The 14,971-nt window shown below is 51.0% G+C and carries 14 protein-coding genes; 5 read left to right on the top strand and 9 right to left on the bottom strand.

Annotated features, from left to right (window positions below; all coding sequences use genetic code 11):
• Positions 1-12: 12 nt before the first annotated feature.
• The 7 genes from potI to nfsA all read right to left on the bottom strand — a co-directional run bounded on the left by potI (position 13) and on the right by nfsA (position 6,854).
• The gene (gene potI, locus LF929_RS08935) at positions 13-858 is read right to left on the bottom strand and encodes a putrescine ABC transporter permease PotI (protein WP_038908205.1); all 846 of its coding nucleotides are present in this window, start codon (positions 856-858) and stop codon (positions 13-15) included.
• Entirely contained in the window at positions 855-1,814 is a 960-nt protein-coding gene (potH, locus tag LF929_RS08930) for a putrescine ABC transporter permease PotH (RefSeq protein ID WP_038904607.1), read from the bottom strand. Before potH ends, potI begins: the two co-directional genes overlap by 4 nt.
• 14 nt (positions 1,815-1,828) lie before the next feature.
• On the bottom strand, positions 1,829-2,956 hold the full coding sequence (gene potG, locus LF929_RS08925; protein ID WP_023639861.1) for a putrescine ABC transporter ATP-binding subunit PotG: 1,128 nt from the start codon (positions 2,954-2,956) through the stop codon (positions 1,829-1,831).
• Positions 2,957-3,072: 116 nt separating this feature from the next.
• Complete coding sequence (gene potF / locus LF929_RS08920; protein ID WP_019845727.1) at positions 3,073-4,182, bottom strand: spermidine/putrescine ABC transporter substrate-binding protein PotF; 1,110 nt, start codon at positions 4,180-4,182, stop codon at positions 3,073-3,075.
• A 401-nt stretch (positions 4,183-4,583) separates the two neighbouring features.
• On the bottom strand, positions 4,584-5,063 hold the full coding sequence (locus LF929_RS08915) for a YbjN domain-containing protein (protein ID WP_038909588.1): 480 nt from the start codon (positions 5,061-5,063) through the stop codon (positions 4,584-4,586).
• A gap of 153 nt (positions 5,064-5,216) precedes the next feature.
• Complete coding sequence (rimK, locus tag LF929_RS08910; protein ID WP_038908208.1) at positions 5,217-6,119, bottom strand: 30S ribosomal protein S6--L-glutamate ligase; 903 nt, start codon at positions 6,117-6,119, stop codon at positions 5,217-5,219.
• A gap of 12 nt (positions 6,120-6,131) precedes the next feature.
• Positions 6,132-6,854, bottom strand: coding sequence for an oxygen-insensitive NADPH nitroreductase (nfsA, locus tag LF929_RS08905; protein ID WP_226093580.1), 723 nt, complete (start codon positions 6,852-6,854; stop codon positions 6,132-6,134).
• Positions 6,855-7,355: 501 nt separating this feature from the next.
• Between nfsA and LF929_RS08900 the strand changes: the two genes are divergently transcribed.
• On the top strand, positions 7,356-7,613 hold the full coding sequence (locus LF929_RS08900) for a GrxA family glutaredoxin (protein WP_012884992.1): 258 nt from the start codon (positions 7,356-7,358) through the stop codon (positions 7,611-7,613).
• A 117-nt stretch (positions 7,614-7,730) separates the two neighbouring features.
• Here LF929_RS08900 and LF929_RS08895 read toward each other — a convergent pair whose 3' ends face one another.
• The gene (locus tag LF929_RS08895; protein WP_038908211.1) at positions 7,731-8,102 is read right to left on the bottom strand and encodes an inner membrane protein YbjM; all 372 of its coding nucleotides are present in this window, start codon (positions 8,100-8,102) and stop codon (positions 7,731-7,733) included.
• 346 nt (positions 8,103-8,448) lie between these two features.
• On the opposite strand from LF929_RS08895, the gene LF929_RS08890 reads away from it, so the two are divergent.
• On the top strand, positions 8,449-10,137 hold the full coding sequence (locus LF929_RS08890) for an aspartate:alanine antiporter (RefSeq protein WP_012884995.1): 1,689 nt from the start codon (positions 8,449-8,451) through the stop codon (positions 10,135-10,137).
• A gap of 533 nt (positions 10,138-10,670) precedes the next feature.
• Positions 10,671-11,441 (top strand): DNA-binding transcriptional repressor DeoR, encoded by a 771-nt coding sequence (deoR, locus tag LF929_RS08885; protein WP_210175801.1) that lies wholly within the window; start codon positions 10,671-10,673, stop codon positions 11,439-11,441.
• Positions 11,442-11,496: 55 nt separating this feature from the next.
• Here the strand turns inward: deoR and LF929_RS08880 are convergent, their stop codons facing one another.
• A complete protein-coding gene (locus tag LF929_RS08880) occupies positions 11,497-12,705 on the bottom strand; it encodes a serine hydrolase (protein WP_038908214.1) in 1,209 nt (402 codons plus the stop codon).
• Between the two features lie 520 nt (positions 12,706-13,225).
• On the opposite strand from LF929_RS08880, the gene LF929_RS08875 reads away from it, so the two are divergent.
• Together LF929_RS08875 and LF929_RS08870 are read left to right on the top strand one after the other, a co-directional pair.
• Entirely contained in the window at positions 13,226-14,044 is an 819-nt protein-coding gene (locus LF929_RS08875; RefSeq protein WP_038908216.1) for an alpha/beta fold hydrolase, read from the top strand.
• Between the two features lie 300 nt (positions 14,045-14,344).
• Positions 14,345-14,962, top strand: a complete 618-nt coding sequence (locus LF929_RS08870; RefSeq protein ID WP_210175802.1) for a glutathione S-transferase family protein — start codon at positions 14,345-14,347, stop codon at positions 14,960-14,962.
• The last annotated feature ends 9 nt before the right edge of the window (positions 14,963-14,971 follow it).

Genomic DNA, 14,971 nt, shown 5'->3' with positions numbered 1-14,971 from the left:
AGCAAAATGCTGTCAGCCACGCCTCGCTTTTTGCAAATCACGCTGGCGTTGCTTTTCCGCCCGAGCCATAAACCACCAGGCAATCAAACCGATAATGCCTACCACCAACAATATCAGAGATGCCAGTGCGTTAATCTGCGGGTTAACGCCCATTCTTACGCTGGAAAACACCAGCATCGGCAGGGTCGTAGCACCAGGGCCGGAGACAAAGCTGGCAATCACCAGATCATCCAGCGACAGGGTAAAGGCCAGCAACCAACCCGATACCAATGCCGGAGCAATCATCGGTACGGTAATGATGAAAAAGACCTTCAGCGGTGTTGCGCCTAAATCCATTGCCGCTTCTTCAATCGAATGATCCAATTCACGCAAGCGGGCACTGATCACCACGGTGACATACGCCGAACAGAAAGTGACGTGCGCCAGCCAAATGGTCAGCATTCCGCGCTCTGCAGGCCAGCCAATGGCTTGCGCCAGCGACACAAACAGCAGTAATAACGACAGCCCGGTGATGACATCCGGCATCACCAGCGGTGCGGTCAGCATAAAAGCAAACCCGTTAGAACCACGGAAATTGCCAAAACGTACCATCACCACCGCTGCCAGCGTGCCCAATACCACCGCCATGGTGGCTGAGGCCGCCGCGATAGTCAGGCTCAGCACCACCGCGCTTATCATGGCTGAATCTTCAAACAGCGCGCTATACCACTGGGTAGACCACCCGGCCCACACCGTCACCAGCCGGGAACTGTTGAAGGAGTAGATAACCAACATCAGCATCGGGGCATACAGAAAACTGTATCCCAGCACCAAAATCAGCGTCCGCCACGGTGAACGCACAACCGGTAAATTGTTCATGCCTGATCCTCCGCGACTTTATTCTGGTGCTTGTGGAACCAGATGATCGGAATAATCAGCAGGAACAGCATCACCATCGCTACCGCCGACGCAACCGGCCAGTCACGGTTATTGAAAAACTCCTGCCACAGAATACGGCCAATCATGATGCTATCCGGCCCGCCTAACAGCTCAGGGATCACGTATTCCCCTACGGTCGGGATAAACACCAGCATCGACCCGGCAATAATGCCGCCTTTGGTCAGCGGCACAATCACGCTAAAGAAGGTTTTGACCGGCCGAGCCCCCAAATCCAGCGAGGCTTCCACCAGCGAATAATCCAGTCGGGTCAGCGCGGTATAAATCGGTAAGACCATAAACGGTAAATACGAATAAACCACGCCGATATACACGGCCAGATTGGTGTGTAAAATCACCAGTGGCTGATCGATGACCCCAAGCCAAAGCAGGAAATTATTCAGGATACCGTTCTCTTTCAAAATCCCCATCCACGCGTACACGCGAATCAGAAACGAGGTCCACGAGGGCAGGATCACCAGCAACAACAGAATGTTGCGGGTAGACGGCTTACTGTGCGCTACCGCCCAGGCCATCGGATACCCGACTACCAGACAACACAACGTAGAGACCGCCGCGACTTTCAGCGATTGCAGGTAAGCATCGATATATAACGGGTCAGACAATAATTGCAGGTAGTTGCCGATATTCAGACTGATTTGCAGCCGATCTTCCGCCCATGCGATCAGATCCGTATACGGTGGTACCGTACGCGCCATTTCCGCAAAACTGATCTTAAAAACAATCAGAAACGGCAGCATAAACAGGCACAACAGCCACAGATAAGGCAGCGCGATCACCAGTTTGCGGCCATGCGCCAGGCGCAGTCGCGCCAGCGTCGCGCGCAACGGGCTCATCGGCTGGCCCGGCGGTTCATGTTGTTCAGATAACATCGCCATTGCGTCTTCTCCCGTTATACCGTCAACACCACGCAACTGTCCGCATCCCAGCACAGGCGCACTTCATCTCCCCAGGTGGGCGAGCCTTTGCGAAAACGGTCGGCGTTTTGCAACTGGGCACTGATCGTCTGCCCACTGGTTAACCGGACATGGTAAATAGACAGATCACCCAGATAAGCGATGTGCACCACCTCGCCCACGGCAAAGTTACACCCATCAGCCGGGACATCGTCGCACAACATGATTTTTTCCGGGCGCAGCGCAATATAGACCGGCACGCCGTCCACCACCGACACATCGGAATTGACCTTCAGCGGATGCACCAACCCCGGACTTTGCACAATAAGCGCATCATCCTGACGCTCTTTCAACAGCCCTTCGAACATATTGACTGAACCGATGAATTCGGCGCTAAAGCGCGTATTCGGGTTTTCGTATATTTCTTCCGGCTCGCCAATCTGCACAAATTTGCCGCGATTCATGATAGCGATACGGCCTGCCATGGTCATGGCTTCTTCCTGATCGTGGGTCACCATCACGCAGGTCACCCCCACCCGTTCCAGAATGTCGACCACTTCTAATTGCATGCGATCGCGCAATTTTTTATCCAGCGCGCCCATCGGTTCGTCCAGCAACAGCAATTTCGGACGTTTCGCCAGACTGCGCGCCAGCGCCACACGCTGACGCTGACCACCAGAAAGCTGATGCGGTTTGCGCCCGGCGAATTCCTGCATGTGCACCAGCGTTAGCATCTCTTCTACGCGATCGTTGATTTCACCGCGCGATAACTTGTCCTGCTTCAGGCCGAAAGCGATATTTTTCTCCACCGTCATGTGCGGAAATAACGCATAGGACTGAAACATCATGTTGATCGGGCGCTGGTAAGGCGGCACCAAAGACAGGTCCTGTCCATCCAGCACAATTTGTCCCTGGGTAGGCTGCTCAAAACCCGCCAGCATACGCAACAGTGTGGATTTACCACACCCTGAAGCCCCCAACAGGGCGAAAATTTCGCCTTTATAGATGGTCAGGCTGACGTCATCAACCGCAAACTGACCATCATACGCTTTGGTCAGGTTACGCACTTCCAGCAACGGCGTGGCCGCTTTCTGGGGTTTAGGGCGGGGGATCGCTTCGTTCACTTAATTTGCTCTCCGGCAAAAGCAGAACAAAATCGCAGCCACATGACTGCGACACAAATAGCACAAACAGGCGGGGTAAGCCGCCTGTTGCATGAAAGTGGAGTCAAGGACAGCAGTTATTTCCCGCTTTTTACCTTGGTCCACGAGCGTGTAATCACGCGGTCAATCTTGGGTGATTGCACCTTAAGCGTAAACAACTTGGCGCGAATATCCGCTGGCGGATAAATATTCGGGTTATTACGCACTTCATCTTTCACCAGTGCGGTCGCCTCTTTATTGGGGTTGGCGTAATACACATGGTTACTGATGTTGGCAATCACCTCCGGTTTCAGCAGATAGTTGAGGAACTGGTAGGCTGAATCCAGGTTCTTGGCATCTTTCGGAATAGCGAAGACATCAAAGAATGCCAGCGCGCCTTCCTTCGGAATGCTGTAGCTGATATTCACGCCATTTTTCGCCTCTTTCGCCCGGTTGGCGGCCTGCAGGACGTCGCCAGCCCAGCCGATCGCCACACAAATATCGCCGTTGGCCAGATCGTTAATGTACTGGGATGAATGGAAATAACGGATGTTCGGACGCAGTTTCAGCAGCAAATCCGTGGCGTCTTTGGTGTAATCCGATTCATTGGTACTGTTCGGATTTTTACCCTGATAGTTCAGCACCGTGGCATAAATCTCAGCCGGTGCGTCAAGGAAGGATACGCCGCAGCTCTTGAGCTTCTCCAGGTTCTCCGGTTTCAACACCAGATCCCAACTGTTAACCGGCGCATCTTTACCCAGTACAGCCTTAACCTTGTCGACGTTATAGCCAATGCCGGTGGTTGCCCACAGATACGGCACCGCGTATTTATGACCCGGATCGTGTTCTTCGATGAGCTTCATCAGCTCAGGATCGAGATTTTTGTAGTTCGGCAGTTTGCTCTTATCCAGTGGCTGGAAGACACCGGCACTGATCTGGCGCCCCAGGAAGCTGGCAGAAGGCACCACCAGGTCGAACCCTGTGCTGCCGGCCATCAGTTTGCCTTCCAGCACTTCGTTGGAGTCAAACACGTCATACACGACTTTAATGCCGCTCTCTTTCTGGAAGTTTTCCAGCGTGTCAGGCGCAATATAATCAGACCAGTTATAGACGTGCAGCGTTTTCTCTTCCGCCGATGCGGTGACGGACGCGGCCACCATTAAGCCGGCTAAAACACCCGAAAGCCATTTTTTACGTTGGGTGAACATCCGTTCCTTCCTCCATACCAGGGGTAAATACAGGGGGGTGAATGCACAGTGTCAGCAAATAACACCGTTCTGTGTTTCTTCATGCTCAGAATAACAACAGGCTCTGAATAACAACGATGATGCATGGCTATGCATCCGTGTTTTTCATCATTAACACGTAATCTGCTTCGACGTTATTATCTGAACCATACAGAAATAAAGCATAACCGCACTATTCCGCCCATACCATACCAGAAAGGAAAAAACAGGTTTTATCGATTATTTATTCACAATTTATCTATGTGCTACGCCCTGAAACGGCAAAGGCAGAAAAACATCCGGTTTAGATAATAAAAAACCGCATTAAATGCGGTTTGAATAAATAAGCAAAGCTGATGACCAGCTATTGATCCATAACGTAATCAATGCAGGCTTGAGGTGTTGAATCGCTCAGCAGGGCTCTCTTCCTCATCACCCAAAAACAGCAGATTATTGGCACTGGCTTCCATAATAACCATGGAAACCTGCTGCTCAGCCTGCTCCATGAAATGGCGGAACTGTTCCAGTGTCATCCCCGCACCCGCGCTGAATATCTGGCAAACGATCAATTTGGGCAGGTTATCGTCCTGAATATCAAGAAACGCTTTAGCCGTCAGTGAGCTGGCGTTGATCTGGCTTAGATTACTCATCAACGGGATCAGGGCGGTGGGTTTCACTTCCGCCAGCGCGGAAAACAGGATGACGCTGTCCGCCATATCAACCTTGGCGTCAAACACCCCGTCAAAATTTTGCATGTGCGGCAAATGCAACGCCTGACAAGAGTCACATTCGAAGTAAATAATGCCCAGTTGATCCAGCCACCGCCGAAGCAAATTCAAATCAGGGACGATGATTGAATCCATCTTGACCGCCTCATATTTCATGGAGATAAAAACCTGACCTACGCAATGCCTAACTCAGGAATAGCCGGCCACTCGTCATCACGAACTGGCCATCACAGCGCGTCAACGCGCTAAAAAACAAATGGGCGCAACATACTATCGCCCGCAATACCCTTACCCGGTTCTGGCTACCCGGGATACGGAGCGATGATGTTGTTCAATATATTCGATCATCATCCCTGCGATATCCAGCCCGGTAGCGCTTTCGATACCTTCCAGTCCGGGTGAGGCGTTGACCTCCATGACCAAAGGCCCTCGCGCCGAACGCAGTATATCAACACCCGCCACATTCAGTCCCAATGTTTTTGCGGCCTTTACCGCAGTTGCACGCTCTTGCGGCGTGATGCGTACCCGGCTGGCCGTTCCCCCCCGGTGCAGGTTGGAGCGAAAATCGCCCGGTTTAGCCTGCCGCTCGATAGCTGCCACCACGCGCTCGCCAATCACCAAACAACGGATGTCTTTCCCTTGTGCCTCACGCACATATTCCTGTACCAGGATATGCGCATTAAGGCCCCGAAAAGCATCAATGACACTTTCTGCCGCCTGCTGGGTTTCCGCCAGTACCACACCAATACCCTGGGTGCCTTCCACCAGCTTCACCACCAGCGGTGCCCCACCGACCATTTTGATCAGATCCGCGGTGTCATCCGGTGAATGAGCAAATCCGGTGATCGGTAAGTCAATACCCTGACGGGCCAGCAGTTGCAATGAGTGCAGTTTGTCGCGGGCACGGATGACCGACATCGCATTATTCAGCACCATGCTGCCCAGCATTTCAAACTGGCGTAACACCGCCGTGCCATAAAAAGTAATGGCGGCGCCGATGCGCGGGATCACGGCGTCATAGTGCCCGAGATGACGCCCGCGGTAATGCACTGATGGCGCGGCAGAATTAATGTTCATGTAACACGATAACGGATTGAGCACTTCGATATCATGCTGCCGCTCTTCCGCCGCCTCGCATAGCCGCTTGCAAGAATAGAGAGAACCGTCCTGTGACAAAATGGCGATTTTCATAGCGCTCCAGTACTACCGGGTGGCCCAGCCCTGCTGGTGCAGGTAGTCCAGCATGAACGGACGGCGCTCTTTGCTCAAGGTGCGCCGAATTTGGTCGCTCCAGCTCTCCATACGCTGATTGCTGTCGCGATGGCGATAATAGTCAACGATATGCTGATCGTATTGTGCCAGTAAGGCGCTATCCAACGGCTGATAGTGGTTTTCATGCACGACCAATGCCGCCGGTAAACGCGGTTTGAGGTCAGGCTGCACCGCCGGATAACCAAGGCATAATCCAAACAGCGGTAGAACCTGCTGTGGTAACGCCAGCAGGCGCGTGACTTCAGCAATCTGATTACGGATGCCGCCAATGAAAACACCGCCCAACCCCAGCGACTCTGCAGCCACCAGCGCGTTTTGTCCCATCAGTGCGGTATCAACGCTGCCAAGCAGCAATTGTTCGGCCAGGCCCAGCTCGGCCTGCGGGTAGATTTGCTGATGGCGATAAAAATCGGCGCAGAATACCCAAAACTCAGCGGCCTGCCCCACCCACGGCTGTTCGCCAGTCAGGTGTACCAGTTGCGAGCGCAACGCCTGATCGGTGATACGGATTATCGAACTGCATTGCAGAAAGCTGGACGTCGAGGCACTTTGCGCGGCGTCAATAATCGCGGTCCGCTGCTCATCGCTAAGCGACTGCTCGGTAAACGATCGGATGGAACGGTGCTGGCGTAACAGTGAAATGGTTGGCGTCACGTTGAATATCCCTGAAAAACAATGGTGAGATGACACACGCTGACGACGTGGGCTGCACAAATTATAGGGCTTGGGGGCGCGTCGTTTGGCAATAAACGCCTTGTATCCGCCATACGTCACATTGCAGGGGCGTTGGCTTTCTCATTGCCCACTCACATTCCCCATCAATGTCACGCATCAATAGGCCACGCCCTGGCACCACCGCAGTCTCACGCCATCAAGAACATCAGTGAGTAAGTATATGTCAGACCAGTCGGTAGACCAACGTTACACGCGATTTTAGTCAATCGTGGTCAATAGATGCGACGCCCCACTGCACAAGATGAATACAGGCAAACAGAACAAGACATAGATGACGCTAATCGTTATAACAGGCAATGACTACTTCAGATCACTGCGGATTGCGGGCATAGTAACGCGGTTGGCGAAAACCGTTTACAATTATGGGTAGGTCCTGATAGCAGAGATACCCAGATAACATAGAGATGTTAAGGAGTTTACATGTACGCAGTTATTTTTGGTCGTCCTGGTTGTCCTTATTGTGTCCGAGCCAAAGAACTGGCTGAAAAATTGACCGAAGAGCGCGACGATTTCAACTACCGTTACGTTGATATTCATGCAGAAGGCATCAGCAAAGCGGATTTGTCTAAAACGGTGGGTAAACCGGTAGAGACCGTACCTCAGATTTTCCTGGATGAAAAACACATTGGCGGCTGCACTGACTTTGAAGCCTATGCCAGAGAGCATCTGTTTAATTAATCCGGCTGCGTTTATCTGCTCATCACCAAGGCACCGAGAGTGCCCTGGTGATAGTTGCTTGCGTCGCAGGCACCTCAGTTTTTAATGTAAATTCAGTGCTTCACGTGAATTCAGTGCTTAACGTAAATAATGCAGACTCACCGCCCGTAAGAATAGAAACGCTAGCGCCCCCATCAGACACCAGAACACAGCACTAAAGAGATAAGCCAGTTCCTGCCAGAACGACAGACTGGGGAAATACCACAGTTGCAGCACCAACAGACAAACAGGCATCGCCACCACTGCGCCCATAAGGGGATAACGCAATCGCCGATTACGCGACAAGTAGCTTGATGCCATTCCCGGCAATAAAAACAGCAGCATCCCCGGATCACCATGAAAGCCGTCTTCCAGCGATGTCCCCACGATACGCATCTTTTGACTTAAAAATACTAACGTAAATAAGACAAAACAGCTGACAACGCCCAGCCACCCTCTATTGCCTGCCATGTGAGCCTCCCCGAAATAGACTAAACCTGCGCATGACGGAGCAACGGTTGTCGCCCACTACCATCATGCGCAGCAGGTATCCCTGATGGGACGAAAAGCCAGCTTCGTGGTGATTTATCAGCATCACCGGCTGGTTGTCCGCCGGAGAAATCACTAAAATGGCTGCGTCATGCCAGACGGTATTTCCCGTCTTTTGAGACGTTGCCAGATAAAAAACAATGGGGTCCGCTCCTTTCTTATCATCATAGTGTCGTCCAGACATGGTCAGCGCCCCTTTAATGGGGTAAATTTAGTCTAAATTATTTTTTATATCAATAATTTACCAGTAAACAACAAGTTACATTCCATGAATATAAACGTCGCTGATTTGTTAAACGGGAATTACATTCTGCTGTTATTCGTCGTTCTCTGTTTAGGTCTTTGTCTGGGGAAACTGCGGCTCGGCTCGGTTCAACTGGGTAATTCTATTGGCGTTCTGGTGGTATCGCTGTTACTGGGACAACAACACTTCGCTATTAATACCGAGGCGCTGAACCTCGGTTTTATGCTGTTTATCTTTTGCGTAGGTGTTGAAGCCGGTCCCAACTTTTTCTCGATTTTTTTCCGGGATGGTAAAAATTACCTGATGCTGGCGATGGTGATGGTCAGTAGTGCATTGCTGATAGCGCTGGTGCTGGGCAAGGTATTCGGTTGGGGGATAGGTCTGACCGCCGGTATGCTGGCCGGTGCCATGACCTCAACACCCGTACTGGTGGGGGCTGGCGATGCGCTGCGTAACACCATTAGCCTTGGGCCACAGTTGTCGATAACGCAGGAGCAGTTGAGCCTCGGTTACGCTCTGACCTATCTGATTGGTCTGGTCAGCCTGATATTTGGCGCTCGCTATCTGCCTAAATTACAACATCAGGATTTACCGACCAGCGCCCAGCAGATTGCCCGTGAACGCGGGCTGGACACCGACAGCCAGCGTAAAATCTATCTGCCGATCATTCGTGCTTATCGCGTTGGCCCTGAACTGGTGGCCTGGGCTGATGGTAAAAACCTGCGCGAGCTGGGTATTTATCGCCAGACCGGATGTTATATCGAACGTATCCGGCGTAATGGCATTCTGGCGACACCGGACGGCGACGCCGTACTGCAATTAGGGGACGAAATCGCACTGGTGGGATATCCCGACGCGCACGCTCGCCTGAACCCCAACTTCCGCGACGGCAAAGAAGTGTTCGAGCGCGAACTGCTGGATATGCGGATAGTGACCGAGGAGATTGTGGTGAAAAACCACAACGCCGTAGGTAAGCGTTTAAGCCAGTTGAAACTGACCGATCACGGCTGCTTCCTCAACCGCATCGTCCGCAGCCAAATCGAGATGCCCATTGATGACGGCGTGGTACTGAACAAAGGCGATGTCCTGCAAGTCAGCGGCGACGCTCGCCGGGTAAAAAGCATTGCGGATCGTATTGGCTTTATTTCCATCCACAGCCAGGTCACCGACCTGCTGGCGTTTTGCGCCTTTTTCATCATCGGTATTATGGTCGGGTTGATTACCTTCCAGTTCCGCAATTTTTCTTTCGGTATCGGCAACGCCGCCGGTTTACTGTTTTCCGGCATCATGCTCGGTTTTTTACGCGCCAACCATCCGACGTTCGGTTATATCCCTCAGGGCGCATTGAATATGGTGAAAGAGTTCGGGTTGATGGTGTTCATGGCTGGGGTGGGACTCAGCGCAGGTAGCACCATCAATCATAGCTTTGGCGATGTTGGCATTCAGATGGTGCTGTCCGGGTTGATTGTCAGCCTGCTGCCGGTCGTGGTCTGCTTCCTGTTTGGTGCCTATGTACTGCGCATGAATCGGGCGTTGCTGTTTGGTGCCATCATGGGCGCTCGCACCTGTGCACCCGCTATGGAGATTATCAGCGATACCGCTCGCAGTAATATCCCGGCGTTGGGCTACGCCGGAACCTATGCCATCGCCAACGTACTACTGACACTGGCCGGTTCGTTGATTGTGGTTATCTGGCCGCAATTGCCCGGCTGAGGTGATTTTGTAAAGCAACGTCAATTTTTTTCAAATTACGCAGAACTTTTTTCCAGGGGTAAAGTCTGAGTTAATGCCACTGCTTTTCTTTGATATCCCTGAATTGAGGAGCCCGTCGTTCACGCCGGTTAGGTTCAAGAACGACGGGCATTTTCTTTTAGGTATGCCCCGTTATGTATGACCCAAGAGTTCCCTTCCTCACTTTACGTCACATGTGCTGCCCTGATGCTTCCTGCCTTATTCTTTTATCTTCGCCCTCACTGTAAACAGCAGATGCGTTACGTTAATAAGCCGGTCTAATAAGCGCCGCCGCGTTATAACATTTGCACGATAGATTTGCGCCTTGCATTTCATGAAGGTTATATTAATGCTCCGTCTGCTGAGGAATCAGCACACATTGCCTGCGGTTAACCATTCCCGGTGCATTTCCTTTTACCCCATTTTTATCCTGATTCAGGTGTAGCCATGAACGATGGTACAGTGTGGGGTGATCCTGCATTGGAACGCGTTGGACCGGTCTTATTGAGGAAAACATGGAAACGCGTCGCGCAGCAAGGCTTAACAAACTGGCTCAGGCTTTAAAAAAGGCCGATAAACTGCACCTGAAGGATGCAGCACAACTGCTCGGCGTCTCTGAAATGACGGTCCGGCGTGACCTGAACGCACGCCCCGATGCGTCTGTAGTGCTGCTGGGCGGCTATGTCGTTTGTGACCCGAAAAACAACGGTGCGACCAGTTATTTTGTCTCCGACCAGCAGACCAAACACGTGGTAGAAAAGAACATCGTGGGGGAACTGGCGGCTGCCTGCATCGAACCCAACGATACACTCTTCTTCGACTGCGGCACGACCATCCCGTTCATTATTGCCGCCATTCCAGACGACCTGCCGTTTACCGCGATTTGTTATTCACTCAATACGTTTATGGCATTGCAGGACAAACCGAATGGTCGGGTGATTTTGTGCAGCGGGGAGTTTCATCCTGACAATGCTATTTTTACCCCGTTGGGACACCAGCACGAACTGGATCAGATCTGTCCAACCAAAGCCTTCATTTCAGCAGGCGGCATTGACACACAAGCCGGCGCCACCTGCTTTAGCTTCGCTGAACTGGCGATAAAGCATCGCGCTATGGCGCTATCTCAACGGGTCATTCTGGCAGCGGACAGCAGCAAATTCGGCAAGCGTAAACCCGCCCGCATTGGTGCGCTGACGTTATTTGATACGATTATCACTAATCGTGCGCCGGATAATGACTATCTCCACTACCTCAAAGCCAACAACATCGAGCTATTGACCCCTTAGCCTTCGACTGCAGTCGGCGTTTTCGTTTTCAGCCCACGGCAGCGCCTTATTCCTGTCAGCCAAATAATCCGCCAAACCAGCCGGACAGCGTCATCAAAATGGTATCCCACAACCGGCCAAAAAAGCCTGCTTGCGGTATATCATCCATTACCACCAGTGGACGTTGGCCGATGCTGTTGCCATCGAGTTGGAAATCAATCGTGCCGACAACCTGCCCTTTTTTTAGCGGGGCTTGCAACTGCCGCTGCGCCAACGTAAAGCTGGCTTTCAGGTTTTTAGCCTGTCCTTTCGGCACCGTCATCGCGGCATCCTGCGCTACCCCTAATCTGACTTGTTTTTCGCTACCAAGCCATACCCGTTGGGTCGTAAACGGGGTGTCGCTGCGTATCAGCATCGCAGTTTCAAAGAAACGGAACCCCCAGGTCAGCAATTTTTCACTTTCCCGGAAACGGATGCTGTCGGAAGGCGCACCCAGTACCACCGAGATCAGCCGCATGTCACCATCGACAGCCGAGGCCACCAGACTGTGGCCAGCACCATCGGTATAGCCGGTTTTCACCCCATCCACCCGCACGTTGCTGCTCCACAGCAAACGGTTACGGTTTGGCTGGCGGATATTGTTGAACGTGAACTCTTTCTCACTATGTAAGGCGTATTCGCTCGGTACATCGCGAATCAACGCCTGTGTCAGACGCGCCATGTCACGGGCCGTACTGTACTGCCCTGGCGTATCCAGACCATGTACCGTCAGAAAATGGGTATTCGTCAACCCCAGCGTCGCGGCGTACTGGTTCATCAGGCTGACAAACGCGTTCTGGCTTCCGGCGACATAATCCGCCAGTGCGATACTGGCATCATTACCCGACTGAATCACTATCCCTTTATTAAGATCGGACACCGAAATCTGATCACCCGGCTTGAGGAACATCAGTGACGACCCACGTAACGTCGGATTACCGCCAGCCCAGGCGTCTTTTCCAACCGTCACTTTATCGTCTGGTGTGATCTTACCCACTTTGATGGCCTGCCCAATCACATAGCTCGACATGATCTTGGTCAGGCTAGCGGGATCGAGTCTGGTATCTGCATTTGACTCGGCCAGCACCCGACCACTGGCGTAATCGATCAAGATAAACGCTTTGGCGTCAATTTGTGGCGGAGGCGTCATCTGCTCGGCCTGAAGTACCGGCGAAACCGCCATCAACATCCCGGTAGCGGCGGCAACAATGCGTCGCCAGGAAATGCGAGGTGTCACTATCTTCATGCGCGCTGTCCATAAATTGTTAAAAATGAGGAGTATCAAACAGTTTACTGGGCCTAACGGGTACAAGGTAGCCTGACATATCTGAGAATAAAACCGACCACACTGTAAAGTTCATCAAAGAAAAAGAAAAAATCAGCGGAATCTGTCGACAGGCTCAGTCACAGTCACTGCGAAAAGGGGAAAAACCCCTTGATTACACCACCGATGACTCAGTCGCCCCACACATCTATCGAAATGATTAAAATTTTTTATAAAATAGTCTTCGCATACTACTTAGGCCAACATTTTTATTCTGTTATTTTTACTTCGGAAGATTAATAGTGCAAATAAATTAACTGGCATTTATCTCATCCCAAATAATGTGTTAAATTAATCATGTCAATATATTAACAAAAACGATAAAAGGAAGATTTCTTCGGCTTTTTTAAGCGGGAGCGTTATTAATTCGGTTAAATTTCACGACGAAAAACAATCCAACGATAGCGCCATGCCCTGTCGGGCAAACAAAAGGGACTTTATCATGTCAATAGAAAAATGCATTGTCACATATGACTCATGGAAAATATATGTTGAAAGGCATATTTCCGATCCTGCACATGAAACCATCATTATGGTTAACGGAGCACTATCGACAACGGCAGCGTTCAAAAATACCGTCAAAAATCTGTCTGGTAAGTTTAATATCATCCTTTTTGATTTACCGTTTATTGGTGAATCATTGCCCCACAACACGCTGGACAGAGTCATAACCAAAAACGATGAGGTCAACATCCTGCTCTATCTCATCGACACCTTTGAACCAGACCATATACTGTCGATATCATGGGGCGGGCTGTCTTCTATGCTGGCATTGTCAAACAAACCCAGACATATCAAGAAAGCGGTGATCGCATCATTTTCGGCACATCTTAACGATAAAATGCGCGATTACATACAACGCGCCAGGTATTATATTCATTCAAAAGAATTCGAAAGAGCAGCTGAGTTGCTTAATAATGAAGTAGGTAAATTTTTACCACCTTTACTAAAGCATATTAATTTAAAACATATCTCCTCGATGAGTGAATTTGCTTTTCAGCAGGTTAATTTCCATATAGAGCAGGTACTCACACTCAAAGAAGAGAACTATATCGAAATATTCAAGGATATTAACGCTGATATACTTTTCTTGAATGGTGAAAATGACGAGTACACCACTGCTGACGATATCAAGAAAATGGAAAAATACATTCATAGTTGCGAATTCAGCACCATTCCTGAAGCAGGTCACTTCCTTGACCTTGAGAACAGGAAAGCGGCAAAGCAAGTTGCAGAGAAAATAATCTCATTTTTCGCATAACGCGCCTCACCGCCGGGCTGCTGGATAACTTCCAGCGGCCTAATCACTGAGCGTATAGTCAAATAACACTAATTTATTGTTGATGTTCCCGCATTTTAGCGACGGTTCCCCTCAATCACCTGACGTTAACCCCCTCGGCTTTAGAACAACCACGACCTTAGAACCACCAATCTTAGAACAATCGGTGACATCAAACCCTTGCTGTGGATATAGTGGCAATAGTCTGACATTGGCATGAGCAGCGTGCGGCATTCCCACACCGCTTTATTGCGCCAAACATCAACTCAAAGGAGTAGTGCCATGTTGAAAATCTGGGGTCGTGAAAACTCGACTAACGTGAAGAAAGCACGCTGGTGCGCGGCAGAACTTGGACTGGCGTATGAACTGGTGCCCGCAGGCGGGCAATTCGGTCGTAACCATGACGCGGACTATTTGTCCATGAACCCTAATGGGCTGGTACCCTGCCTGCAAGACGACGATCTGGTGCTATGGGAATCACACGCTATCGTGCGTTATCTGGCGGCACAGTACGGCCAGGGACGTTTTTATCATGCTAATGCGAAAACCCAGGCTGGCATCGACAAATGGCTGGACTGGGCAGCTGGGTTCTCCGAGCCCTACAAGCAGGTATTCATTAATCTGATACGCACAGCACCGGACAAACGCGACATGAAGAGCGTCGAAGCGGGTATCGCCAGTTGTGAAAAGCTCTTTGCTATCGCGGATAGCGTACTGGCGACACAGCGCTGGCTTTCCGGCGAAGAGTTCGGTATCGGTGATATCCCGACCGGGTGCATCGCGTATAGCTGGTTCAACCTGCCGATTGAACGCCAGCCCCGACCACATCTGGAGCGCTGGTATCAGCAACTGACTGAACGGGAAGCCTTCCGTCAGACTGTCATGCTGCCGTTAACGTAACGTCGCTCT

This window comes from Dickeya oryzae (assembly GCF_020406815.2).
GTDB lineage: Bacteria > Pseudomonadota > Gammaproteobacteria > Enterobacterales > Enterobacteriaceae > Dickeya > Dickeya oryzae.
This window is presented reverse-complemented; position numbering and strand designations above follow the sequence as displayed.